A 24,058-nucleotide genomic window follows, 5' to 3' on the forward strand; every position below is an offset into this window, starting at 1 on the left:
TCGTTTTCTTGATACTTTTATTCTATCTTCTTTTTCACAGCTATTTATGACTTATTTCTTACTTTTTGCATAACTATTTCTTACTTTACGTGCGCTATAAAAAAGAGAGTAGCCGAACTTCGACTATTCTCTTTTTTCATTTGTAGATCGGAAACTGCAAAGTAAACGTGGTTCGTTCATAAGGTTTACTATAAACGCTCACTTTGCCGTTCATTGCTTCCGTTAAATGTTTAGTAATCGTGAGGCCGAGCCCGCTACCTTGATAACGCCTATTTCTGGAATCGTTTTGCGTATAAAGTCGTTCAAAAATTTTCTCATAGTTTTCTTCCAAAATTCCCGGACCATGGTCAGTCACGGTAATCATGGCACACTTTTCTTCTAGCTCCATCTTTACAGCCAAGTATTTTCCCGCTCCGCCGTACTTCACAGCATTGCTGAGCAAATTAGAAAGCACCCGTTTCAGTGCTTCCGCGTCACCCGCTATCAAGATTTCAGCGTCTGGAATCTCAACTTCCATCTCCATTTTTTCTGCTTCTATCCATTCAAAATACGTCAGCAGCACTTCTTTACACAATTCCCCGAGATTCACTGGATCTTGACGCAGCGCAAGTTCCTCCGCTTCAAGTTTTGCCAAATCGAAAAACTCCGAAATCGTGTTTAAAACATTGCCCGTTTGCTTTTGAATCCGCTCGATTCGCAATTTCAATTCTTCCTCTTCATTAATCCGCCTTTACAGCCAAGTATTTTCCCGCTCCGCCGTACTTCACAGCATTGCTGAGCAAATTAGAAAGCACCCGTTTCAGTGCTTCCGCGTCACCCGCTATCAAGATTTCAGCGTCTGGAATCTCAACTTCCATCTCCATTTTTTCTGCTTCTATCCATTCAAAATACGTCAGCAGCACTTCTTTACACAATTCCCCGAGATTCACTGGATCTTGACGCAGCGCAAGTTCCTCCGCTTCAAGTTTTGCCAAATCGAAAAACTCCGAAATCGTGTTTAAAACATTGCCCGTTTGCTTTTGAATCCGCTCGATTCGCAATTTCAATTCTTCCTCTTCATTAATCCGCTGATCTGCGAGCAAAATTTCCGAGTAGCCAGAAATAACGGTGAGCGGCGTCTTTAAATCATGCGAAATATTCGCTAACATCTTCTTGCTATTTTCGTTTGACCGCAGTTCCCGCAACTGGACCGCCTGATATTCTTCGAGGATTCGGTTCAGCTGAACAAGCAATTGCTGGATACTTTTTTCACCCGAAAAGAGCTGAATCGTCTCTCTTTCGCCTGCAAGAATCTGCCGGTTTAGCTCTTGTGTGATTTTTTTCATTTCGCGCTTTAAACGGATATTTTTAAAGACAAGCAAACCGACTACGCCACCTGCAAGAACAAATAAACTAAGGAATAACATCATCATATTTCTGCTACCCCTAATTTATAGCCAATTCCCCAAACCGTTTGGATATATTCTGGGTTAGAAGGATCGACTTCAATTTTCTTTCTTAGTCGCCGAATATGTACATTTAAAACGTTCTCATCATGAATAAATTCATCATCCCAAATTTCCTTATAAAGCTGAACCTTCGTATACACTTTTTTAGGATTCGAGGCAAACAAATTCAGAATTTGAAACTCTTTGGCCGTTAAATTTAAGGATTCTCCTTCTTTCATGACGGCTAAATTTTCTTGGTCAATTGTTAATTCACCGATTTTAATGGGCTTAAGCGCTTTTGCGACTTTTTCGTTTTGATAGTCATTATTTCTTCTTAAGAGCGCTTTCACTCTTGCTTGCAGTTCCAAGATAGAAAAAGGCTTCACGAGATAATCATCAGCACCAAATTCCAAGCCTAATATTTTTTCATATTCGCCATCTTTGGCTGAGATAATCAAAACGGGCATGCGGTGTTCTTTGCGAATTCGTTGCAACAAGTCCATGCCATTTATTTTAGGCAGCATCAAATCGAGCAAGACCAAATCCACCGTTTCTAGCGTGCTAAATAACTGAAGCGCTTTGGCGCCGTCCTTTGCAATTACGACCTCATAGCCCTGCTCGGTAAGGGTTTCCGCGATCAGTTCAGCAATATCTTCTTCGTCTTCCACAACCATAATTTTCTGTGTCATTCGCTTTTCTCCGTTTCTTTGGGTGTTATTCTCTTCGATTCTATCATGAACGTTTTTGCGGTTCAATGTTCGATTAGAATTTGCAAAGGACGGGCGCACCATCTTGTTAAGATTTCAGCCAGAATAATTGCTCCACGTTCACCTCAAACAAGCGTGCGATCTCAAGCGCTAATTCTAATGAAGGATTATATTTGTTGTTTTCAAGGTGAACGATCGTTTCGCGGCGAACGCCAACCTGCTCTGCCAGCTCTTTTTGGGTCATTCCTTTGGTTTCACGGTAGGTTTTTAAAACGGTTTCTATTTTACTCATTTAATCACTTCCCCGATAGCTCAAGCGTACGGAATGTCAGGCTATGAACCGCAAAAATAGTAGCTAATGCAAGCGAAATAACGCCTGGTAAAAGTGTTAGCCGAATTGGAAAGGCAAGTAGAATTATTCCCCCAAGAAACAATAAAAACAAGGTAAAAAGTAACGCCAAATTGCTGGCCTTGTAAAAATTATGTCGCGCCCGCTCATCTAGTTTTTCAGACTTCCGAAAGATTGTAGCTAGAACAATACTAAACAAGATGACAAGCATCGCTCCAATTCCAATGTATTTGATGTAACTTGGATTCGTAGCTGGTGTAATCAGCCAAATCCCAATCACATAAAAAAACATGCCACTTAAAAACACCACTGTATAAATTTTGCCTGTCAAATTGATTTCTTTTTTCATGTTGTTCCCTCTTTTCTAGTGATATATTTATAACTAGTTATAAATATATCACCTCAGACTGGATTTTGCAACTGTACTTTAGCTGATTATCGAAATTCATGAAGTTTAGTTCAACTTTTAATTCACTTAGCTTATTTTATGCAATCATATTATTCTTTAAGAAAGAAAAAGATGCTCTAGATACTAAATTAACTGGCGTAAACGAATCACATAAAAAACTGGTGATAATAAATTATCACCAGTCTAGGCTCTCAAATCAACTTGCGTTTGCGTGCAAATAAAAATAGATTTGATTTTTTATTTCTTGCTTATTTTACATTAACGTCAATCGCTTGATAGAACGCATTGTTTGTATCAGCAATATTCCAAACTGCTAAAATTACATTGTAACCTTTTCGATCACTTGGAATGTTGATTTTTTGTTCTACTTCCTTAGCTGGGAGACTTCCGCCATCGTCAATCGTTGCAATTTTTTCGAAGTTTTGAATGTTAAGCGGTGCATTCGGATCCCAATTGGATTTAGTCATGTAATAATCCCATGTCGTTGTCCGGTGTTGCGCTGTTAAATACCAGTTGACTGTTAATGTTCCCGTTGTGATGTCTGTTTTATGCCATCTGGTTGCTGTTTGTTCATCAAGTTCACTAAAACGATCAATGCCTGCACTGGCAAGCTTTCCTGTAATAAAGGTGTTTTTAAGTGCTTCGACACTTTGTGGTTCATACTGCACTGCACCAACGTTTTTATTTAATGGGGCAAGTCCAGTATCATTTGTAAATGAAGTACTACCAAGATAAGCACGACTTCCCGGTTTTGTTACATAACCGTGCGCATTGGCAGCGCTTGCAAATCCAGCAAAAGCAAACAACAAAATAACCGCAGACATTAGCATTTTCCAAAAATTTGTTTTCATCTTTTTAATCCCATCCTTTTCTCTATTTTTATTTACACTCTGGATGAGCCCGCCATCCTATTACATTATAAAATTTTACTATTAAATTCTCAAGAGATACACAATGTCACATTTAAAAACGTATTATATTACTTTTTAACATTGACAAAAACAATATTTCTCCAATTTAAAAATAGATTAGCATATTCATGTCTGACACTTTTTATCATTCTATACGGTGACAGACAAAGAGCCTAGGAATCCCTAAGCTCTTCACGACTATTTTTCTGTTTTGGCATCGCTCGCACCTGCTGTGGCCATATCCAACTTTTGATTCATCTTGATAAACGGTAAATAAAGGAAAATATCCAGAATGACTAACGCTAGTGTGAGCACAACAGGACTCAAATGGAAGGCTCCTAAAATCCAGGTACTGACAAAGATGGGCTCATTCCCTGAATTAAGTACAACGAGCGGCACAACCCACCCAATTTTGGTCACCACATAAGCAATGACCGCATTGATCACCGGTACGAACACCCATGGGATGAAAAAAATGGGATTTAACACGATCGGCAAACCAAAGATAATCGGTTCATTGATGCCAAACAGCCCTGGGATAAAGCCAAGTTTCGCGACCGAACGGCCACTGTAATTTTTAGGGGTAAACAGTAAGATGGCAAGAATTAAGCCAAATGTGGCTCCGGAGCCGCCAATCATGGCATAGACATTTGTCATGGTATTCGGTGCAATACTGATTTGCGAAAAGTCATGATGCTCCGCAAATTCGGAAACATTTTTAAGAAATAGAGGTAACCAAAATGCCGAAACCACACCCCAAACGATATTGAAGCCATGTAAGCCAAAAAACCATAAAACTTGCATCAAGATAATGACAATGATAATTGCTGGAAGCCCTGTCCCAACATCGGTTAGCGGCGTGATAATCACTTGGTTGATTAATTCGAGTAGTGAAGTGTATCCAAGTGTCTCAATCAGGATCCGCACAATACCAAATAATAGGAGTACAATGGAAATTGGAATCAGTGAAAAAAAGGAATTGAATACATTTGGTGGAACCCCAGGAGGCATTTTGATGGTAAACTTACTTTTAGCTAATTTGGAATAAAGATATACAGATAAAAAACTTGTAATGAGACCCGTAAACATGCCTTCAAAGCTAAAAAAGTTATTCGCGTAACCAGTAATATCTTGTTTAATATCCGGCGAAGAAACAAGATTTGGAACCATCACCATGTAAGATGCAAACGCTAACAAAACAACCAAAATGACATTTATTTTGTCATTTATCTTTTTAAGTTCCTTCGCATAGTTATAAGATACCGCAAGGACAATGACGATTGCGACCATGCCTAATGTAGCCTGTCCAATCGAACCAAATAAATCAATTAATTTTGGCAGGAAGCCAGATGTGACATTTAAATGCTTGGCAAGAGCTTCTAACTGCATTTTAATCAAGTTGGAAAAGGAGCCGACGACCGTAAATGGAATAGCAGCAACAAAGGCGTTTTTAATTACTTGTAAAATTATGTTTGCTTCGATTTTGCTGGCGATTTTGATCATATTATTTTGTAGTTTATCGAGTTTCATCACTTACTCACCTTTCTACCCTTTTTTATGGATTAAATGGAGATTTTCACCACTTATAACTTAAAATCTTTTTAAGCAAGAAAAATAACGCCTAGTTTGCGTACGTTAAAATCGAGCCGAATTCTCACGTTTCACTCTGAAAACCCACCTTTGAATTTATCCGTTAAAATTTGTTCCGACATAACCCATTGCCGAATGGTCGACTGATACATATTTTGATATTGCCGATAAATCATATCAAGTTCAATTAAAATCGGAATTTGCGGTGAAATATTGCCAAGTGTGTCTTCCGCTAAAAGAGAAGCTGCAAAAAGCGTTTCCGTCGCAAAAGGAATGATTTCCGCTTCTTTATTCGCCGTAATGAGCAGCATCTCAACACCTTTTTGCTGAGCAATTTTAGCTGCTTCATAAAGCGTTTCATCTTCCCCACGCAATGTAGAAATAATGATTAAATCACTCGGATCGGCAAAATGCGCGGTCATCAAAATCGTGTGCTGGTCACTTGCGACGCGGACAAATTTGCCAAGGCGGGAAAACTTAAATTGAAAATCCCCGCCAGCAAATGAATTGAAGCCCATTCCCCAAAAATTGATCGTTTTTTTGCTATAAATCGCCTTGCAGAAATGCTCGATCACATCTTCTGCAAAATTGGTATCACTTTGTGTAGCCAGCGCGTGGTAGCTTGCTGTCACACTTGATGAGACAGGCACACTTTCTTCATTGTCTTCAAGCGATAAATTGTAAAGGAAAATCAGTTCCTTATAGTTATTCAAGTTGAGTTTCTTGCAAAAACGTGTAATCGAAGAAGGCGAAACAGCAACGGTTTTCGCCAGTTCTTCAATTCGTAAAATCGGCTTTTTCGAAACAAAATAGTCTGCAATCACCTGCTCTACAGCGGTAAAGTCCATTCGGTGCGACTCAATCAACAAAAACAAATTCTCTTGCAAAGCTTTTTCCTCACTTTCTTAGTTAGGATAAACTACGATTGTCTTAATTTCTCCAGGTTTAAAGTGCCCAAGCAAAACATCTTTTGTGAAAATTTTCTCGGTGAGGGCTTCGCCGTTTAAATTTGTGAACGCCACCTTCATTTTTCTTGGCAAATGAATTTTTTCTTCTGGCACTTCTTCTGTCATGTTTGGGTTGAAGAAGCGGATCGCGATACCATCTTTACCCGTTTTGCTAAAGGAACTAAAAACTAACTTTCTAGGTGAAAGCTGCCATTCTAGCGGCTTTTCGACTTTTTCAGGAAGCGGATTCGAAACAAAGTATTTTAGCGCCGTCGTGAAGGCATTCAAGTTTTGAATTTGGTAATATGGCTGGCTGACGGCATAATGTTGGTAATCGCGCATAATTTGGGCTGGATTATAGGTTTTATCAAGCACAAGTGCAAATTTAAAGTGCAATTCCTTTTCTAACTGGCTATCTGGTGTTTCCACATAGCGATACTGGTTTCCAGATGCGTCTCCAGGGCGACGGATCAAGTCGGGTCGTCCTAGATATCCCACACTTCGGAACAAAGTTACAGCCATTTGATCAAACTTCTCGCCGACAATTTGATACTCTTTCATGCCTTTAGCAAGAAACGTCCAGCTACTTTTCAGATTATGCAAATTCAAATAATGCAGCATCGGGAAAATTGCTGTCGGCTCCTCGCGCCAGTTCAGTTTCTTCCAATCATGCAAATACGGATCAATCACAGGGCGGTTAATCGTTCCAAATGGTGTATCGGTATAGGAATGCTTCGCTTGGATATCCGTTTGAACGATCAGCCGCATTCTGTGATCTTGCGCACGATTATCCATTTTCAAATTAAATTCAATTCGCTCCGTATCCTTCGCGAGCCTCACTTTCATCCGGTAAGGAATCTCAGCGCTCCGCTTTCCGGCCTTGCGATCTTCCAAATCACGCGCAACCGCAAAGGTTCCAGATACGAATAAGCAGCTTTCTAGTTCGCCTGTTTGGCTGCTCACTTCAGCGTCTGCAAAATCAAGACGATAAATGTCATCGTGATAAGCAGGAGAATAATCATAGGTGTCGCCTTCATCCCCGCCATCTTCTAGCCAAAGAAAATCGGCATATTCAGCTCCAGATGCTTTATCGACAAGCATTGCTTTCCCGTTTTGAAGCGTAAAGCGATACCGCTCGTTTTCGATGGCATGCCTAGTAGTTCGCCCAAATTCGGCTTGCTCCGCTACTTCTTCCACTTGGCACGTTACGAAACTAAGTCCCGGGATTTCAATTTCAGCGGATACCGTATGCACATAATAATATTTTTCAGGATCATACAGTGACTCATCGCGTTTAATTTCGCCGCGGTAGCGCTTCTCCGTGTTCAAAATTTGACAAGCCCACTCCTCCCCTTCTTGCCACAGTCGAATGGATGGCGTCGTGACTGAAACCTCAAAACGCGCGATTTTTCGGATAGGATAAGGCAAGGTGTTGTAAAAAACAAGATCATTGGGCTGCGTCGTTTTACGGGATTCGGCGATTTTCCTTGTTAAATAATCGACAGCGGAGTAGGAAAGTTCATCTGCTTCTTTAAAACGTTCATTGATGATTTGGTTGGTTGCGTCACTATTACATCCCCCAGCACTATCGTGCGCATGGTTGCGGAGAACAAGCTTCCAAATTTCTTCTAGCAATTCTTTTTTATATGGAATACCGAGCGACTCCGCCATGACCATAAGTGGTTCTAATTGGTAAATCAGTCGTCGCTCCAACTTGTCATTCATATATTTTTGATCGTAACGCGAGGAATAAATCGAACGATGGATCTTCGAAACGGAGCTTGAAATAAATTCACCAGACACTTTCGGCAAATCCTTCCTGTGAATCGCTTTAAAATACGCTTCATAGTGACTTTCGCTTAATTCAGTATCCGTGAGTTTTTCATTGTAAGAAGCGATCCGGTCTTTCAAGTTGAAGTCAACAAAGCGCTGATCACCACCGACTGGAAGAAGTAACTGATCCGTACCTGCACCTTTAGAGATTTGTGTAACAAGCGTTTCCGGCTCCTCTTTTTCAATTAAACCAACGCCAACAAAATAGCCATCTTTGATATTAGCAACTGTCACATCCGAACCGTCTTCGCTTGCCCAAATAAAATCGCGCGACTGCACTTTTTCATTTGGGACCCCGCGCCAGAAAACTGCATCGTGAATGCCCATCCCGCGATAAATCTTCGGCATATCTTTTCCTTGCCCGAACGAATCCGGCAGATAGCCAATCTTCATTGCACCACCTAGCTGCGCCGCGCGTTCCAACCCGATCTGCAAATTGCGTACAATTGATTCTCCGCTGATCACCAGTTCATCTGTTTGCGTATACCAAGGTCCAATAAATAGTTTTCCCGCCTGAACAAGCGCTTCAAGTCGTTCCTTATTTTCCGGACAAAAACGCAAATAATCATCGACAATACTCATCTGCCCGTCTAACAAATAATAACGAAGCTTGCCCTCTTCAAGCGCGCGAAATACCTCATCCATATGGTAAACAAACTGAACCGAAGACTCATTCACCGTAAAATACCATTCAAAATCCCAATGCGTGTGGGAAATCACGTGCACCTTTTTCACCATGTCCTTCACCTCTTAAACTTCAATTTCATCCATCAACTGTACAAGCTCTGCGGGATCATTCGCCGTAATCAACGTCTCGCGAAAACCGTCATCAATCAGCTTCCGCGCTATCAAACTCAAAATCTTCAAGTGCTCACTTGCACCTTCTACAGGAATCGTCAGGGCGAGCGCTACTTGAACTGACTTTTGATCCAGTGCCTGCCATTCGATCGGCGTTTTATATTTCACAAGTAAGAGACCCGGCCTTAGAACCGTTTCACTTTTCCCATGTGGAATCGCAATCCCATCCTTAAACCCCGTTGTTGACTCTTGTTCTCTTAATTTCAAAGCCTCAACAAAATCCGCTGCTGACTTCACGTAGCCATTTTGATAAGCGACATCCGCAATAATTTGGAATGCCTCTTCCTGTGTAGTTGCCGTTTCATCAAAAATAATATTTGCCTCATTAAAAATTTGGTTGTTCATTTCCTTCACTTCCTACTTCTTCATCATTTGGCGGCGTAACTGGAACCGGCTTCCTTGAAAAACCGATAATCAGCGCCGTAACCGCAATCCCAGCCGTTATACAAAGAATCCACGATAAAAACGGGATCGGCTGATGATCAATGTAACCAATAAACGTTCCAAGCGGCGATCCAATTCCACCAAAGAAACGTGCTCCTGAGGCCGCCGCAAGCCCACCAGCAACCGCTGAACCTGCAACATTCGCGATAATCATCCGAATTGGATCCGCTGCCACAAAAGGAATCGCGCCTTCCGTAACACCAACAAGTCCCATCCCAAGCGCCGCACTTGCAGCCACTTTTTCATCTTTCGAAAATTTGTTTTTAAAGAAGCGCGTCGCCACCCAAACACCAAGTGGAGCAACTGAAATAGCCGCTTGAACAGCCGTTTGTGGCACAAAGTTCGCATCATTGACCCCATATTTCGCAAGTGTATCCGTGAAAATCGCCGTTGCAAATACAAGTGCAGTTTTGTTTACCGGTCCACCAAGATCGAAGCCAATCATCGCACCACAAATCATGCCAATTAAAAGCGGTGCGCTGCTATAATTATCGTTTAGCCAAGTAAGGCCTGCGTACATCTTGTCCATTCCAAAAGCAATCGGTTCCCCAATCACATAGAAGACGATCAATGAAATAATCAACGTGGCGATAAACGGAATAATCATAATCGGCACAATCGGTTGTACAATTTTCGGCCATTTAATTTTCTTAAGCAACTTCACCATGTAGCCTACAATAAAAGCGACAATAATTGCAGCAATAAAACCACCGCCCGCTTTCGTTCCAAGCAGTTCTGGGTCATTCGCGATATAAGCTCCAATCATTGCAGGCGCGATAGCAGGTTTATCCGCAATGGATTTGGCAACGAAGCCCGAAAAAAGTGGAATCATTAGTTTGAATCCTACCTGCCCAACTTGGAACAAGTGTGACATGAGTAACCCCATCGTCGTTTTCGTATCAAAGCCCCATTCGACAATCCGCCCCATATCATCTCGTTGAAAAGCGTACAAATTAGCGATCGTCAAAATTAAACCAGCAGCAATGACCATCGGAACCATGTACGAAATCCCGCTCATAATATGCGTAAAGAAATTCGTTTTCCCCTTGTCATTCCCGATTTGGACTTTACCAACTTTAGTCCCTTTTTCCCCGAATATTTCGCCTTTTTGAACAGCCGTGTCAATAAGCCCTGCCGCATCTTCAATCGCAGCAATCGAATTCGTTTGATAAAGCTTCTTCCCCGTAAAGCGAACCATGTCCACGCGAATATCCGCAGCAATAATCACGAGATCCGCTTGTTCAATTTCTTCAGACGTCAATTCATTTTCCGCGCCAATCGCGCCATTTGTTTCTACCTTTATGTTATATCCAAGTTCCTTGGCCGTTTTTTCAAGCGATTCCGCGGCCATATATGTATGCGCTATCCCTGCTGCACACGCTGTAACAGCAACAATATTTTTCATAACCTTTCTCCCTCCTTTTTTCGTACAAAATAAGTATAGCAACGCGCAAGTGAAATTGGAATATGAAAGCGCTATATTTGAAGTGCTTTCAGTATTTTAGCGCACCTTGAAAATAATTTCAGAAGGCTGATTAGCCAAGCAAAGAACTTGAGCGAAGAGACGATTGGGCTACACTAAAACTAGAGGAGGTCTTTCAAATGAAACAACAAATTGACTATGCAAACACAGCCAAGGGAGCTTACAGCGTCATGATGGAGATGGAGAAATACCTCAAAACCACACATTTAGACCCCAAACTCCTACAGCTCGTCAAAATCCGCGCATCAGAAATCAACGGCTGCGGCTATTGCTTAAACATGCACACACAAGAAGCAAGAAACGCGGGGGAAAGCGAACAACGACTTTATTGCGTGAGCGCTTGGCGCGAATGCACCTTTTATACAGAGGCCGAAAGAGCCGCGCTTGAACTTTGCGAACACATCACTTTAATCCCGACTAAAGGAGTCCCAGATGCACTTTACGAACGCGTCCGGAAATCCTTTGACGAGAAAGACTATGTCGATTTACTTTACGCAATCAACCAAATTAATTGCTGGAACCGCCTGTCGGTCGCAACAGGGACTAAAGCGGTGAAGGCTTGAATATCCTAAAGAAGGAGCTTTGAAAAATCAAAGCTCCTTCTTTATTAATGAACTAGATAGAAAAATTAGAAAAATTCGTTTTTTAAATCTTTCTTATGTTAAAATACAAATAAACAACCAGAGGAGGCTATCCTATGACCATAAAATTGTTCAAGCGTTATACAAAACTTACTTACTTTTTCCTTTTTGTTAGTTTTGCTATTAACTTTTTGCGTTTTATGTCCATTCCTTTCCTAACCGTTTATTTAACCAGCAAACTATCCGTTTCACTTGCTTCAATTGGTTTCATTATCGGCGTTCCCGCTTTAGTGCAGCTCATTATTGGTTTGTTTGCTGCGCGGATCGTTGATAAAATTTCGTTTAAGTGGGGAACCGTTTTTTCGTTGATCCTGCCATTAGCTGGTCTTTTAGGCTACATTTTTTTCACCAATTATTCCTTACTTATTCTTTCTTCCATTATTAGTGGTATCGGTTGGTCAATTTACAATCCTTTGATTTTGACCGCTCTCAGCAATACTACCGCTGAAAGTGAAGTCGATTCGATCATGAATTTAAATTATTGGATCATTAATCTTGGAGGTGCCGCCGGACCGATCATCGGCGTTTTAATTGGCGGTGGGAAATCTGCCTTCCCGTTTTTACTTTTCGGGCTCATTTTATTTATACTTTCCCTTTTAGCTATTTGGATAGTTCCAGACAAAATCCATTCAACTCAAAGCCAAGCAACGACAAAAACCAACTTGCTTCATGATTTTATGACACTACTCAAGGATCGAAACGCTTTACTTCTCTTCGCTTCCTTTTTTTGTATTTTCTTTATCGAAGTTCAGTATGAAACGAGCTTCTCCATTTATTTAAACCAAACTTTTGGAAATAGTGGCTTAAGTATTGTCGCCACAATGCTCACAATTATTACCATCACAATCATCGTTGCCCAGCCGCTATCCATGTTTTTCACAACCAAAAAAAGTAGCCTATTTTTGGCATTCGTTAGCTTTTTCTTTTATACCCTAGCGATCATTTTGTTCTTTTCGACTAAATCCATTTGGCTTATCCTTGGGGCGGCTATCTTTTTTGCACTCGGAGAAATTTTCATTGCACCTAAATTGCAAGGAATTACCGCTAAAATTGCGCCACCTCATCTCAAAACGACTTATTTCTCATTCACTACATTAGGAGGAAATCTGGCTTATTTTATTGGTCCAACAGTCGGAAACTTCTTGCTTGCGAAAAGTAGTACGCTTCTTTTCATTGCACTTATTGCCATTAGCATGCTTGCTTTACTCGCGAACCTAGCACTTCCAAAAACTAAATAACCACTTTACAAAACAAGGTCTTGCGCCGGGCGCAAGACCTTGTTTTGAGTTCCTATTCAAATTTGCTGATCGGATAAAACTTCTAACCCTTTCAGTTTCATGTAAGCTGCCGCAACGCCCATCCCGGCTTTTGTTTTTCCGCCGAATGAGCCATCATAAATTTGGCAAGCCCCACATGAAGGGCTCTTCTCCTTCAAAATGACCGTCGTAATTCCCAAAGTTTCTAGCCTGTCAAAAGTTCGTTTTGCGCCTGTTTTATAGGCTTCCGTCACGTCCTGTCCCTCATCGTCCATCACTTTTGCCGTCCCGTTCCAAACATCAAAACCATCGCCACCCACAATTTCAGCGGGATTTCGCGGCGTCGCAAGTCCACCGATCACTTCCGGACAAAGCGCCAGCGCCTCGCCTTTAATCACCATTTCCTTCAAAACGAGATTTTCTTTGTGATTTCCGTCATATCTGCAAGGAATTCCCGCTAGACACGCGCTCACCATTTTCACAAGACGCTCCCCCTTCTCTTCTTCTTTTTTACTCTATCAAAAAAACGCCATGACTTCAATTTCGAAGCCACAGCGTCCTTTTTATAGATTTTGGTAGGCTTTCGCAATCGCTGTACCTACGCGCGCATTATGTTTGACTAGCTCAATATTCGCCTCTAAGCTCTTACCCGCGGTCAATTCTTTCACTTTGCCAAGCAAGAATGGCGTGACATCTTTCCCGTGAATACCTTTTTCATCTGCTTCCTGGAGCGCTTTCGCAATCACAGCATTGATCTCACTTGCCGGCATCGCATGCTCCTCTGGAATCGGATTGGCAATCACAGCACCGCCATCAATCTTAAGGTCCCATTTCGCTTTCAAGCTCTCTGCAACAACGCCTGGCTCATCCGCACGAATCGTCAGCTCGACATCACTTGTCCGCGTATAAAATGCTGGAAGCACATCCGTTTTGTAACCAATCACTGGCACGCCTTTAGTTTCCAAATATTCCATCGTAAGGCCAAGATCTAAAATGGATTTGGCACCCGCGCAAACTACAGCCACATTTGTTTTCGCCAGTTCCTCAAGGTCCGCCGAAATATCCATCGTCGTTTCTGCCCCGCGGTGAACGCCACCAATTCCACCTGTAACAAAAATCGGAATCTCAGCTAGCTCCGCACAAATCATCGTAGCCGCAACAGTCGTTGCTCCAAGTTGCTTCGTTGCAATCAAATACCCGATATCTCGTCTTGAAACTTTGGCAACACCTGAACTCTTCCCAAAAAGTTCTAGCTCATCATCCGAAAGACCAATCTTGATCTGTCCATCGATAATCGCAATCGTTGCGGGAACCGCGCCATTTTCGCGAATGATATCTTCAACCACACGTGCCGTCTCTACATTTTGCGGATAAGGCATCCCGTGCGAAATAATTGTGGATTCTAGTGCTACAATAGGTTTCCCTGCAAGTTTAGCTTCCTTAACTTCTTCTGAATACGAAAGATATTGTTTCATTTTAATTCCTCCAATTCTTGTTTTAATTTTGCCGCTGACAGATCTTGGCGTACCGTCGATTTGGACATCAACGTTTTAGCCGCATTAATGCTTCCAGCGCGCACAATATCGCGAAGGTTACGTCCCGACAGCCAAGCATGAATCACAGCCGAACAAAACGCGTCCCCAGCTCCTGTGACGTCTTGAATATTCCCCACTACAATTGCGGGCTCATACAAGATTCCTTCTTCTGCGTTTCCTGCTATCGCCCCGTCTTTCCCATTTGTTACAACCACATTTTGAATCCCAAGATCAAGCCATCTCTGGACAGCTAGCTTCCAATCTGCCTCTGTCTCGATCTTCATTTTCAGGTAGGTTTCCGACTCGTCGCGGTTACAGATCAGCCAAGAAACACCATCCAAATCCTCCGGCAAGCGCTGCATCTTCGGTGATGAAACCGGGACAAGAACCAAAGGAACCCCTGCCTCATTTGACACCGCTTTCAAATAACGAATTGTTTCCTGAGGACAATTTAAATCCGCAACCATTGCCCCTGCATTCACGAGTAGCGCTTCATTTTTCGCAAGCACCTCTGGCGTTAATTCATCATAAGCATCCATATCTGCGAGTGCGACATGCAAATTACCATTCTCTTCCAAAACAGCCGTATATGACCCTGTCGCCATCCCAGAAAAAGTAGCAACATAATCCAAATCCATGTGCCGCTCGCTAGCTCGCTTAATCGCTTCCCAGTCCGCATCCATCCCGGCAACTGTCATAAGAACGGTTTTTCTTCCGAGTCGTCCGAGATTTTCCGCAACATTTCGTGCAACGCCCCCAGCGCCTTGTGTGGAATGAACCGGATTCGAAGTTCCCAGTTGAACAGCTTCCTTCAAGTAAAACTTGCGATCCACGTTGGCTCCGCCTATACAAATAATTCGATTTTCTTCATTTAAAATGTAACCTTTACCTAAAATCCAACCTTTTCGCATCAAGCCAGAAATTAAATTTGCAACTGCCGGACGCGATAAACCAACGATTTCAGCCAGTTCTTGTTGTGAAATATAGGGATCATTTTGAATCGAGCGATAAATCAGCTCTTCATTTTCGTTCATCTTTTGTCGATCTTGTTTCACTGCTCCTCCCTCCTCCTAAACATAAGTTTATTTTTTAAACTTATGTTTATTGTAGCATAAATTGGCCATTACACAAGAAAAAACTAAAAATTTTTTTAAATTCTGTTAACCCCTAAGCTGATGCGGCTCAGCGCAATAATAAAAAGTTATAAATTCTACATTTTTGAGTGTATCGGGTGAATTATCCCCAAAACTTCGATACAATGGAAGATGTTCGTTTTATTTTTAAATTCTAAGATAAGACGATGGGACGTGAGAAAGGAGAATCATTTTGAGTAAAATAGAAGTTAAGAATTTGACAAAAATTTTCGGCAAGAAAATTTCCAAAGCTTCTTCACTATTGTCTCAAGGAAAATCCAAAACAGAGATTTTAAAAGAAACAGGTGCGACCATTGGGGTCAACCAAGCTTCTTTTTCTGTCGAAGAAGGCGAGATTTTCGTAATCATGGGACTTTCAGGAAGCGGGAAATCCACACTTGTACGGCTTTTAAACCGGCTGATTGAACCAACGAGTGGCGAAATTTGGTTAGACGGTCGCGAACTTTCGAAACTGGATAAAAAAGAGTTGCGGGAAGTTCGTCGTAAAAGCATGAGCATGGTTTTCCAAAGCTTCGGTTTGTTCCCAAATCGCTCAATTTTGAACAACGTAGAATATGGACTTGAGGTGCAAAAAATTCCAAAAGCTGAACGAGAAAAGAAAGCTTCAGATGCGCTTGATTTAGTTGGCCTTTCTGGATACGGAGAACAATATCCTTCTCAGCTTTCTGGTGGGATGCAACAACGTGTCGGACTCGCTCGCGCACTTGCGAATAATCCAGACATTCTATTAATGGATGAAGCTTTTTCTGCGCTTGACCCATTAAACCGAAAAGACATGCAAGATCAACTTCTTGATTTACAGGATAAAATGCAAAAAACGATTATTTTCATCACCCATGATTTGGATGAAGCGCTTCGAATCGGCGATCACATCATGATCATGCGCGATGGCTCTGTCGTTCAAACTGGGACACCGGAAGACATTCTAGCGCACCCGGCTAATGAATACGTGGAAAAATTCATTGAAGACGTGGATCGCTCGAAAGTTTACACAGCAAGCAACGTAATGATTCGCCCAGAAATCATCAACTTTGAAAAAGATGGCCCGCGTGTTGCCTTGCAGCGGATGCGTGAAGCTGGGACTTCCAGTATTTTCGTCGTGAAAAAAGGACGGGAACTAGTTGGGATTGCCCACGCATCAGATGTGTCTAAACTCGTGAAAGAACAAGTTAAATCGCTTGATTCTGTTATTAAAACGGATGTGCCGACAACAAGTCCAGATACGCCGCTTGTTGAGCTGATGGATCAAGTTTCAACGACTTCGATTCCAATAGCCGTTACTGAGGATGGCAAACTTCGCGGAATTATCGTCCGTGGTTCTGTTCTCGCGGCACTTTCGGGAAATGAGGTGAACCAAGATGCCTAATATTCCAAGTCTTCCGCTTGCGGATTGGATTGATAAGCTCGTTGATAGCTTAACAAAATTTGAAGGTTTCTTTAATGTAATTACAAATATTATCGGTGGCGTCGTAAATGCCTTTCAGTGGGTGTTTGACCTCTTGCCACCATGGCTTTTCATCATCTTGATTCTAGCGCTTACTTTTTGGATTAATCGCAAGAAACAAAAATGGGGTTTGCTTCTTTTCGAATTAATTGGGCTACTCCTCATTTGGAACCTCGACTTTTGGCGCGACATGACCCAAACGCTCACTCTCGTTTTAACAAGTAGTTTAATTGCTCTTGTTATCGGAGTACCGCTTGGGATCTGGATGTCGAAAAGCAACATTGTCGAAGCCATCTTTAAGCCGGTTCTTGACTTCATGCAAACCATGCCGGCTTTCGTTTACTTGATTCCGGCGGTTGCCTTCTTTGGAATTGGAATGGTTCCAGGGGTTGTTGCTTCTGTTATTTTCGCAATGCCGCCAACTGTGCGGATGACGAACCTCGGTATTCGTCAAGTTTCAACAGAGCTTGTCGAAGCAGCCGATTCATTCGGTTCAACAGGTTGGCAAAAGCTCATCAAAGTTGAACTTCCGATGGCTAAATCAACCATGATGGCCGGAATTAACCAAAGTATCATGCTTGCCCTATCGATGGTCGTTATCGCTTCGATGATCGGTGCAATGGGTCTAGGAACGCGTGTTTACTTCGCAGTTGGACGGAACGATGCCGGTGGCGGTTTCGTAGCCGGAATCGCGATTGTTATCGTAGCGATCATCCTCGACCGCTTGACGCAAAGCTTTAACAAAAAGAATACAACGGAAAATTAAGGAGGAAGTAAGATGCGCAAAAAGCTTTCAATCTTGGCCTTGCTTAGTGCTCTTTTCCTCATCTTATCCGCTTGTGGAACAGAGCTTGCTGAGTACGACCCAGATAAACCACTTGGCGAACAAATCAATTACACGATTACGGGAATTGACGCCGGCGCTGGTATTATGCTGTCCACTCAAAACGCCATTAAGGACTACAAGCTTGACGATTATAACTGGCAACTACAAACAAGTTCCACAGCAGCAATGACGTCGACACTTGAAAAAGCCATCAAAGACAAGCGCCCAATCGTCGTAACCGGCTGGACGCCACACTGGATGTTCACGAAGTTCGACTTGAAATTCTTGAAAGATCCGAAGAACGTTTATGGGGATGCAGAAAACATCAATACAATGGTTCGTAAAGGACTTAAAAAAGATATGCCTTCTGCCTATACCGTTTTAGATCGTTTCAACTGGACAGCAGAAGAAATGTCTGATGTGATGCTCCAAGTTAACAACGGAGAAGATCCTGAAAAGGCTGCTCGTAAATGGATCAAAGACAATCCAGACAAAGTCAAAAAATGGACTGATGGTGTTGAAAAAGTACATGGCGATAAGATTAAGTTGACTTATGTCGCTTGGGATTCCGAAATTGCTTCCACCAATGTTGTAGCAGAAGTACTGCGCGACCTTGGTTACAAACCAACGATCCAAGCAATGGAAATCCAACCAATGTGGGCATCCATTGCGACTGGCGCAGCGGATGGCATGGTTGCCGCTTGGTTACCAAACACATCTGGCATTTATTATAAAGACTACAAAAAAGATGTCGAAAACCTTGGCGTGAACTTAAAAGGCGCCAAAGTAGGACTAGCCGTTCCAACTTATATGAAAAATATCAATTCAATTGAGGATTTGAAGAAATAAGCAAAGAAGTAGCTGCTCATTCGAGCGGCTACTTCTTTGTTTACAGCGTTTTCTTTTAATTTAACGCTTAAGTAACGACGCCAGTTCCCGCTCCGTCAGCGCTCGGTATGCACCAAGTGGCAAGGATTCATCAAGTTCCAAACTCGCCATTTTCTCGCGCTTCAAGTAAGTCACCTTTTTCCCGCGCGCCTCAAACATCTTTTTGATTTGGTGAAATTTCCCCTCACGAATCGTCACGCGCGCCTCTCCCGCAGCAAGAATCTCCAGTTTAGCTGGTAACGCTTCGTACCCATCCAGAAAAACGACTCCCGTTTCAAAAGCAGTTTGGTCTTCCTGCGTAAGTTCGCCTGTCACTTTTGCAAAATAAACCTTATCGACGTGTTTCTTTGGTGAAAGTAACTCATGAGCAAGCTCGCCATCATTTGTAATCAAAAGCAAGCCTTCCGTATCCTTGTCAAGCCTTCCCACAGGAAAAAGCCCTTGTCGCTTGTCTTCTGGCTTAAATAAATCTAATACCGTCCGGTCAATTTTATCCTCAGTCGCACTAATCACCCCTTGCGGCTTATTGAGCATCCAATAAGAAAACTCGGCAAACTGAACCCGTTCCCCGTTCACAACAATTTCATCCGTTTCAGGCTTCACTTTTAGTCCGCCATCTTTAAACCGCTTTTCATTCACTTGTACATGGCCTTTTTTAAGTAAGTCCTTTACTTCCTTACGCGTCCCAAATCCCGCGTGCGCCAACAATTTATCTAGCCGCATTTATAAAAGCTCCTTCGCTTCAGTCTCCTTTGATTCTATCAGCTTTTCAAGTCGCAAACAATAAAAAGAGAACTCGCAAGGAGCTCCCCTACAAACTTTCAAGTTCAGCTGCACAGCGTGTTTCAGAAAACTGTCCCGAAAGTGATTGTTGTAAACGATATTCATCTAACTTTCTTTCAATTTGTACAAGCGCTTCAAATTTACCAAATTCATCTGCTTCCGCAAGTAAATTCTGCAACTCGAAAAATAGCCGATCGAGCTGCTCGAAATCTTCTTTTGTCGCCTCAAGAGCTTCCCTTTCGTTTCGCATTTTTTATACCCTCCTAAAATGTAACCCCTTTCTTATTCTTTATTTTACGCTAAAATGAAATTTTTAAACCCATTTCTTGAAAAATTCACAGATTGTACAAATTTACGAGAAAAAAAGCGATTTTATTTTCTTTTTTCGACAAACTCCGGCAATAAAAATAGCCAAAATTATTCTTTAAGAATTTTCAGGATATCTTGATAGCGAATTTTTTTCGGCGCAGAACCTCGAACAGAAAAATCGCTTTTCAAATGGACTTCCACTTCATCGCCCACCACTAGATCGGATACATTGATGGCACGTTCATCTTTCAGATTGCTAATTTTGCTGATCGAAGCAAGTTCAATTGGCCCCTTGATCACTTTCCCCTCTTCCGATTCAAGCTGGTCCACAAATACACCTTTCGCCTCGCTCGTTCCGTTTTCACTGACATTTCCCGTATAAATCACGTAAGGATCTTTCGTTTCCTCCGTTTGCCCACAAGCCGCTAAAAGCAAAAGACAAACGCCGACAATAGCAAGTAAACTTTTTTTCATGTTTTTCTCCTTCAAAGCAAATTCTTTCTTTTATCATATGAAAAAAACACAGCTTCTTCAAAGAAAAAGCTGTGTTTCGGGTTTATTCTAGAACAAATTGATTGTGATAGAGTTCCGCGTAGAAGCCTTTCTGCTTGAGAAGCGACTCATGCGTACCTTCCTCGATCACTTCCCCATTCCTAAGAACGACAATATGGTCAGCCCCTAGAATCGTCTTCAAACGGTGCGCGATAACGAAACTTGTTCGTCCAGAAATCACATTATCCATCGCCGTTTGGATCTTACTTTCCGTAACTGTATCCACATTACTTGTCGCTTCATCTAGGATAAGCAAGCTTGGATTGGTTAAAATCGTCCTAGCGATACTGATCAATTGTTTTTGTCCGACACTGAAAATACTATTTTCATCGCTAATTTCTGTATCATAGCCTTTATCAAGCGAAACGATAAACTCATGAATATGGGCTTGTTCCGCGGCAGCGATAACCTCTTCACGCGTCGCATCCGGTTTCCCAAACGCAATATTATCATGGATGGTTCCGGAGAAGAGCACAGAATCCTGCAAGACGATCCCCACTTGTTTCCTGAGCGAATGCAGTTCAATGTCTCTAATATCTTTCCCATCAAAGAGAATTTCGCCACTATCGACGTTATAGAAACGATTCAACAAGTTCATGATCGTTGTTTTCCCTGAACCGGTCGGCCCTACAACAGCAACCATCTGCCCTTTTTCAAGACCAATCGTCACATCCTTTAGAACTGGCTTATCTGGCGTGTAGCCAAATTTCACATGGTTCAGCTCTACTTTTTTGTGGACGCCATCAATCGTTTGGACATTTGGACGTTCCACTTCATCTTGCTCTTTAAAGACTTCACTCACACGCCGCGCCCCAGTAATCGCTAGTTGTAGCATGCTGTACTGCGAAGAAATCTGCGTAAGTGGCATATAAAATTGCTGCGAATACTGAACGAACATCACGATGAGGCCAAGCGCTACCGTCCGGTCAAGACTCCCATTTAAAGCAAGATAACCCCCGAAGAAAATCACGATCGCCGTATTCACAAGCGAAATCCCTTGCATCACCGGGAACAACAAGCCAGAATAAACTTGACCTTTATACGTTGCGTTTTTAACAATTTCATTGTGTTTTAAGAAACCTTTGATCGTTTCTTCTTCAAGGCCATTCGTGATGACCACTTTTTGACCAGAGATTTTTTCATCAATGTAGGCATTCAAGCGGCCCAAGCTATCTTGCTGCAAGTCCACATAGCGGCGCGCTTTCCGGATGATAACCCCTGCGATAATCACAGCAAACGGTGCCGCAATTAGCGTAACAAAAGCAAGCTCTACATTTTGCGTGAACATCATGATGATAACCCCTATCATGAGCGCCAAATTCGAAAGCACTTGAACAAGCGCTTGGTTGAGCGTATTCGAAATGTTATCCATGTCACTCGTAAAGCGACTCAACATTTCCCCATCATTGTGACTATCAAAGAAGCGAATCGATAGTTTTTCCATTTTCTTGAAAAGCCCAATCCGCATCCGGTTCGTTGCTTTCCCCGAAACCCCTGCCATGATGATATTTTGAATAAACATCGCAACAGACGTTAATATATAGAATAAAAGCAACATAAGCAGAATATGGTGAAAATCGGATTTATCATCCACACCCGTTGTGACAAGCTTCACTGCATAATCCGCTAATTCTTGCACCGCTTTCCCGACATATTGTGGGGCTTTAACTTGCAAGAAAGTAGCGCCGACAACTGCCAGAAGAATTACAAATAGTTGAAGTTTATAGGCGCGAAGGTAGTGCCAGAAGAACTTCGTGATTTGTCTAAACTCACTCATTTTCGAACACATCCTTCCCTTTTTGTGTTTCATAGATTTCTTGGTAAACCGAGCTTGTTTGAAGCAGCTCTTGGTGGCTTCCAACTGAAACGAGCTTTCCTTTATCAAGAACAAGGATTTTGTCTGCTTGAATAACAGAAGAAATCTTTTGCGCAATAATAAAGGTGGTCGTGTCATTTAATTCATTTGCAAGCGCCTCTTTGACTAGCTTTTCAGATTTGGCATCGAGCTCACTCGTAGAATCATCGAGAATTAAAATTTTCGGCGTTCCAATGACACCACGCGAAATCGAAAGTCGTTGCTTCTGACCGCCAGAATAGTTATTGCCGCGCTCTTCAACAATCGCTTCGTAGCGTTTATCTTGGCGTTCAATAAATTCCTTCGCCTGCGCAATCGTCGTGGCATTTTCCATATCCGTTTCAGAAGCATTTTGCTTCCCGTGCCGCAAATTATCCGAAATCGTTCCGGAGAAAAGGACAGCTCGTTGTAAAACAAGAGAAACCGTTTGACGAAGCGTTTTTTTGCTAACCTTCTTCAGATTCTCTCCGCCGATCAAAACTTCCCCTTCTTGTGGGTCATAAAGTCGCGGAATCAGTTGAGCAAGCGTTGACTTCCCAGATCCTGTTGCACCGACAATGCCGACTGTCTCGCCTGGCTCTGCTTTAAAGGAAATGTGCGACAAGGCGTCTTCATCATCCCCTTCATAGCGGAAACTTACATCTTTAAATTCAACACTTCCATCTAAATCTTCTTCTTTCGCATTCGGATCGTAAGTAATATCCGCATCCGTATTCAAAACTTCACTGATCCGACCAAGCGAAACAAACGCGCGGGAAGCCATCATCGTAAGCATCCCACCAATAATGATCGCCATCATGATCTGCATCAGATAGTTCATAAAGGAAGCGATCGCACCGATCACAGTTGGATCATCCTTTACCATATCGCCTACAAAATAAATAGAAACGACAATCGCAAGGTTTGAAACGAACATGAAAGCTGGAATCATCACAGAGAACAAAACCCCAACTCGAATCGTATGTGCAGTTAATTTGTCACTCGTTTCCGTAAAACGATTAATTTCATTATCTTCTTGAACGAAGCTTTTGACGACTCGCATTCCTGCAAGATTTTCTTTCGCAATCGCATTGACTTTATCAAGGAAAGTTTGAATTTTTGCGAAGTGCTTACCCATGGCGCCAAAGGTCAACATCACAATCAAAACGACGAGTACAACAAGGAGAATGATTACCCACCAAAGTGCAGGCAAAGTCACCATCGCAAGCACAAAACTTCCGATAAACATGATCGGAATACGCGTCAACGATTGAAGTGACAACATCACGAGATTCTGCACCTGCGTAATGTCATTCGTTTGTCGTACAACCAGGTTCCCCGTTGAGAACCGCTCAATGTTGCTAAATGAAAAGGTTTGAACTTTGCGGAAACTGCTTTCGCGAATGTCTGCGCCTACCCCCTGCGCAATTTTGGCTGATAAAATCGTATTTAAAATTCCAGCTACTAAGCCAATCACCGCGATTACAATCAGCAGAATTCCAATGGATGAAATTTCATCCATCTTGTCCTTCACAATCGCATCCAAAACTTGCTGCAGTAATTTCGGCTGCCACAATTGTGAAATAACCATGATCGCAACAAAGATTGTTGAAAAAATGGTCTCAACACGATACTTTTTCAAGTGCTGTAGTAATATTTTCATTATTTCCCTCCCATTTCAAAAAAATCATACGAACGTTTATTCTACTTGAATTTAAAATGATTTTCAAGCTTTAATCCGATAAAGTTTAAAAATCAGTCTAGAGGCTGATTAACTTTCATAAACTAGTCGATACAATCGCATAGGAACAGGCTTTTCCATTTCTCATTAAACATAAAATATTTTATCGAATGACAAAAATGTAAGATTCATCCCCT

Annotated in this window: 24 protein-coding genes; 5 read left to right on the top strand and 19 right to left on the bottom strand. The window is 42.1% G+C overall.

The genetic code is table 11. The features are described from left to right. Positions 1-136: 136 nt before the first annotated feature. From UR08_RS08420 to UR08_RS08470, 11 genes are all read right to left on the bottom strand, one after another. On the bottom strand, positions 137-706 hold the full coding sequence (locus UR08_RS08420; protein WP_133296343.1) for a sensor histidine kinase: 570 nt from the start codon (positions 704-706) through the stop codon (positions 137-139). A gap of 13 nt (positions 707-719) precedes the next feature. Continuing rightward, on the bottom strand, positions 720-1,412 hold the full coding sequence (locus UR08_RS08425; RefSeq protein WP_115753216.1) for a sensor histidine kinase: 693 nt from the start codon (positions 1,410-1,412) through the stop codon (positions 720-722). Next, complete coding sequence (locus UR08_RS08430) at positions 1,409-2,116, bottom strand: response regulator transcription factor (RefSeq protein ID WP_115753217.1); 708 nt, start codon at positions 2,114-2,116, stop codon at positions 1,409-1,411. The genes UR08_RS08425 and UR08_RS08430 overlap by 4 nt, the downstream gene beginning before the upstream one ends. A gap of 106 nt (positions 2,117-2,222) precedes the next feature. Then, positions 2,223-2,426 carry a helix-turn-helix transcriptional regulator gene (locus UR08_RS08435; RefSeq protein ID WP_115753218.1) on the bottom strand — a complete coding sequence of 68 codons (204 nt, stop codon included), beginning with the start codon at positions 2,424-2,426 and terminating at the stop codon, positions 2,223-2,225. Positions 2,427-2,430: 4 nt separating this feature from the next. Further along, positions 2,431-2,832, bottom strand: a complete 402-nt coding sequence (locus UR08_RS08440) for a hypothetical protein (RefSeq protein WP_115753219.1) — start codon at positions 2,830-2,832, stop codon at positions 2,431-2,433. 308 nt (positions 2,833-3,140) lie between these two features. Further along, complete coding sequence (locus tag UR08_RS08445; protein ID WP_115753220.1) at positions 3,141-3,743, bottom strand: lytic polysaccharide monooxygenase; 603 nt, start codon at positions 3,741-3,743, stop codon at positions 3,141-3,143. Positions 3,744-4,001: 258 nt separating this feature from the next. Continuing rightward, positions 4,002-5,333 (bottom strand): PTS sugar transporter subunit IIC, encoded by a 1,332-nt coding sequence (locus tag UR08_RS08450; protein WP_115753221.1) that lies wholly within the window; start codon positions 5,331-5,333, stop codon positions 4,002-4,004. Between the two features lie 131 nt (positions 5,334-5,464). After that, on the bottom strand, positions 5,465-6,280 hold the full coding sequence (locus tag UR08_RS08455) for a MurR/RpiR family transcriptional regulator (protein ID WP_115753222.1): 816 nt from the start codon (positions 6,278-6,280) through the stop codon (positions 5,465-5,467). An 18-nt stretch (positions 6,281-6,298) separates the two neighbouring features. Further along, positions 6,299-8,911, bottom strand: a complete 2,613-nt coding sequence (locus UR08_RS08460; RefSeq protein WP_115753223.1) for a glycoside hydrolase family 38 N-terminal domain-containing protein — start codon at positions 8,909-8,911, stop codon at positions 6,299-6,301. 12 nt (positions 8,912-8,923) lie between these two features. Beyond that, a complete protein-coding gene (locus UR08_RS08465) occupies positions 8,924-9,376 on the bottom strand; it encodes a PTS sugar transporter subunit IIA (protein WP_115753224.1) in 453 nt (150 codons plus the stop codon). After that, a complete protein-coding gene (locus tag UR08_RS08470; RefSeq protein WP_115753225.1) occupies positions 9,357-10,880 on the bottom strand; it encodes a PTS fructose transporter subunit IIC in 1,524 nt (507 codons plus the stop codon). The genes UR08_RS08465 and UR08_RS08470 overlap by 20 nt, the downstream gene beginning before the upstream one ends. A gap of 197 nt (positions 10,881-11,077) precedes the next feature. Here UR08_RS08470 and UR08_RS08475 point away from each other — a divergent pair, with 197 nt between their 5' ends. Beyond that, positions 11,078-11,521 (top strand): carboxymuconolactone decarboxylase family protein, encoded by a 444-nt coding sequence (locus tag UR08_RS08475; RefSeq protein WP_115753226.1) that lies wholly within the window; start codon positions 11,078-11,080, stop codon positions 11,519-11,521. A 134-nt stretch (positions 11,522-11,655) separates the two neighbouring features. After that, on the top strand, positions 11,656-12,837 hold the full coding sequence (locus UR08_RS08480) for an MFS transporter (RefSeq protein ID WP_115753227.1): 1,182 nt from the start codon (positions 11,656-11,658) through the stop codon (positions 12,835-12,837). A gap of 56 nt (positions 12,838-12,893) precedes the next feature. On the opposite strand, the gene UR08_RS08485 is transcribed toward UR08_RS08480, so the two are convergent. The 3 genes from UR08_RS08485 to UR08_RS08495 all read right to left on the bottom strand — a co-directional run bounded on the left by UR08_RS08485 (position 12,894) and on the right by UR08_RS08495 (position 15,445). Continuing rightward, complete coding sequence (locus tag UR08_RS08485; RefSeq protein ID WP_115753228.1) at positions 12,894-13,337, bottom strand: 2-thiouracil desulfurase family protein; 444 nt, start codon at positions 13,335-13,337, stop codon at positions 12,894-12,896. A gap of 81 nt (positions 13,338-13,418) precedes the next feature. Continuing rightward, positions 13,419-14,330, bottom strand: coding sequence for a pseudouridine-5'-phosphate glycosidase (locus UR08_RS08490; RefSeq protein ID WP_115753229.1), 912 nt, complete (start codon positions 14,328-14,330; stop codon positions 13,419-13,421). Further along, positions 14,327-15,445, bottom strand: a complete 1,119-nt coding sequence (locus tag UR08_RS08495; protein ID WP_115753230.1) for a carbohydrate kinase — start codon at positions 15,443-15,445, stop codon at positions 14,327-14,329. Before UR08_RS08495 ends, UR08_RS08490 begins: the two co-directional genes overlap by 4 nt. A gap of 271 nt (positions 15,446-15,716) precedes the next feature. Here UR08_RS08495 and UR08_RS08500 point away from each other — a divergent pair, with 271 nt between their 5' ends. Genes UR08_RS08500 through UR08_RS08510 form a run of 3 tightly spaced genes read left to right on the top strand, consistent with a single transcriptional unit; the run spans position 15,717 to position 18,663 of the window. Then, positions 15,717-16,910 carry a quaternary amine ABC transporter ATP-binding protein gene (locus tag UR08_RS08500; RefSeq protein ID WP_115753231.1) on the top strand — a complete coding sequence of 398 codons (1,194 nt, stop codon included), beginning with the start codon at positions 15,717-15,719 and terminating at the stop codon, positions 16,908-16,910. Beyond that, positions 16,903-17,754 carry an ABC transporter permease gene (locus UR08_RS08505; protein WP_115753232.1) on the top strand — a complete coding sequence of 284 codons (852 nt, stop codon included), beginning with the start codon at positions 16,903-16,905 and terminating at the stop codon, positions 17,752-17,754. The genes UR08_RS08500 and UR08_RS08505 overlap by 8 nt, the downstream gene beginning before the upstream one ends. A 12-nt stretch (positions 17,755-17,766) precedes the next feature. After that, positions 17,767-18,663 carry a glycine betaine ABC transporter substrate-binding protein gene (locus tag UR08_RS08510; protein WP_115753233.1) on the top strand — a complete coding sequence of 299 codons (897 nt, stop codon included), beginning with the start codon at positions 17,767-17,769 and terminating at the stop codon, positions 18,661-18,663. Positions 18,664-18,723: 60 nt separating this feature from the next. Here the strand turns inward: UR08_RS08510 and UR08_RS08515 are convergent, their stop codons facing one another. From UR08_RS08515 to UR08_RS08535, 5 genes are all read right to left on the bottom strand, one after another. After that, on the bottom strand, positions 18,724-19,425 hold the full coding sequence (locus UR08_RS08515; protein WP_115753234.1) for a pseudouridine synthase: 702 nt from the start codon (positions 19,423-19,425) through the stop codon (positions 18,724-18,726). 88 nt (positions 19,426-19,513) lie between these two features. After that, entirely contained in the window at positions 19,514-19,735 is a 222-nt protein-coding gene (locus UR08_RS08520; protein WP_115753235.1) for a hypothetical protein, read from the bottom strand. A gap of 167 nt (positions 19,736-19,902) precedes the next feature. Next, positions 19,903-20,268: a hypothetical protein gene (locus UR08_RS08525; RefSeq protein WP_115753236.1), complete on the bottom strand. Its 366-nt coding sequence runs from the start codon at positions 20,266-20,268 to the stop codon at positions 19,903-19,905. An 82-nt stretch (positions 20,269-20,350) separates the two neighbouring features. Next, the gene (locus UR08_RS08530; RefSeq protein ID WP_115753237.1) at positions 20,351-22,123 is read right to left on the bottom strand and encodes an ABC transporter ATP-binding protein; all 1,773 of its coding nucleotides are present in this window, start codon (positions 22,121-22,123) and stop codon (positions 20,351-20,353) included. Beyond that, positions 22,116-23,843, bottom strand: a complete 1,728-nt coding sequence (locus UR08_RS08535) for an ABC transporter ATP-binding protein (RefSeq protein ID WP_115753238.1) — start codon at positions 23,841-23,843, stop codon at positions 22,116-22,118. The genes UR08_RS08530 and UR08_RS08535 overlap by 8 nt, the downstream gene beginning before the upstream one ends. Between the last annotated feature and the right edge of the window lie 215 nt (positions 23,844-24,058).

This window comes from Listeria kieliensis, assembly GCF_003369925.1.
Classification (GTDB): Bacteria; Bacillota; Bacilli; order Lactobacillales; family Listeriaceae; genus Listeria; species Listeria kieliensis_A.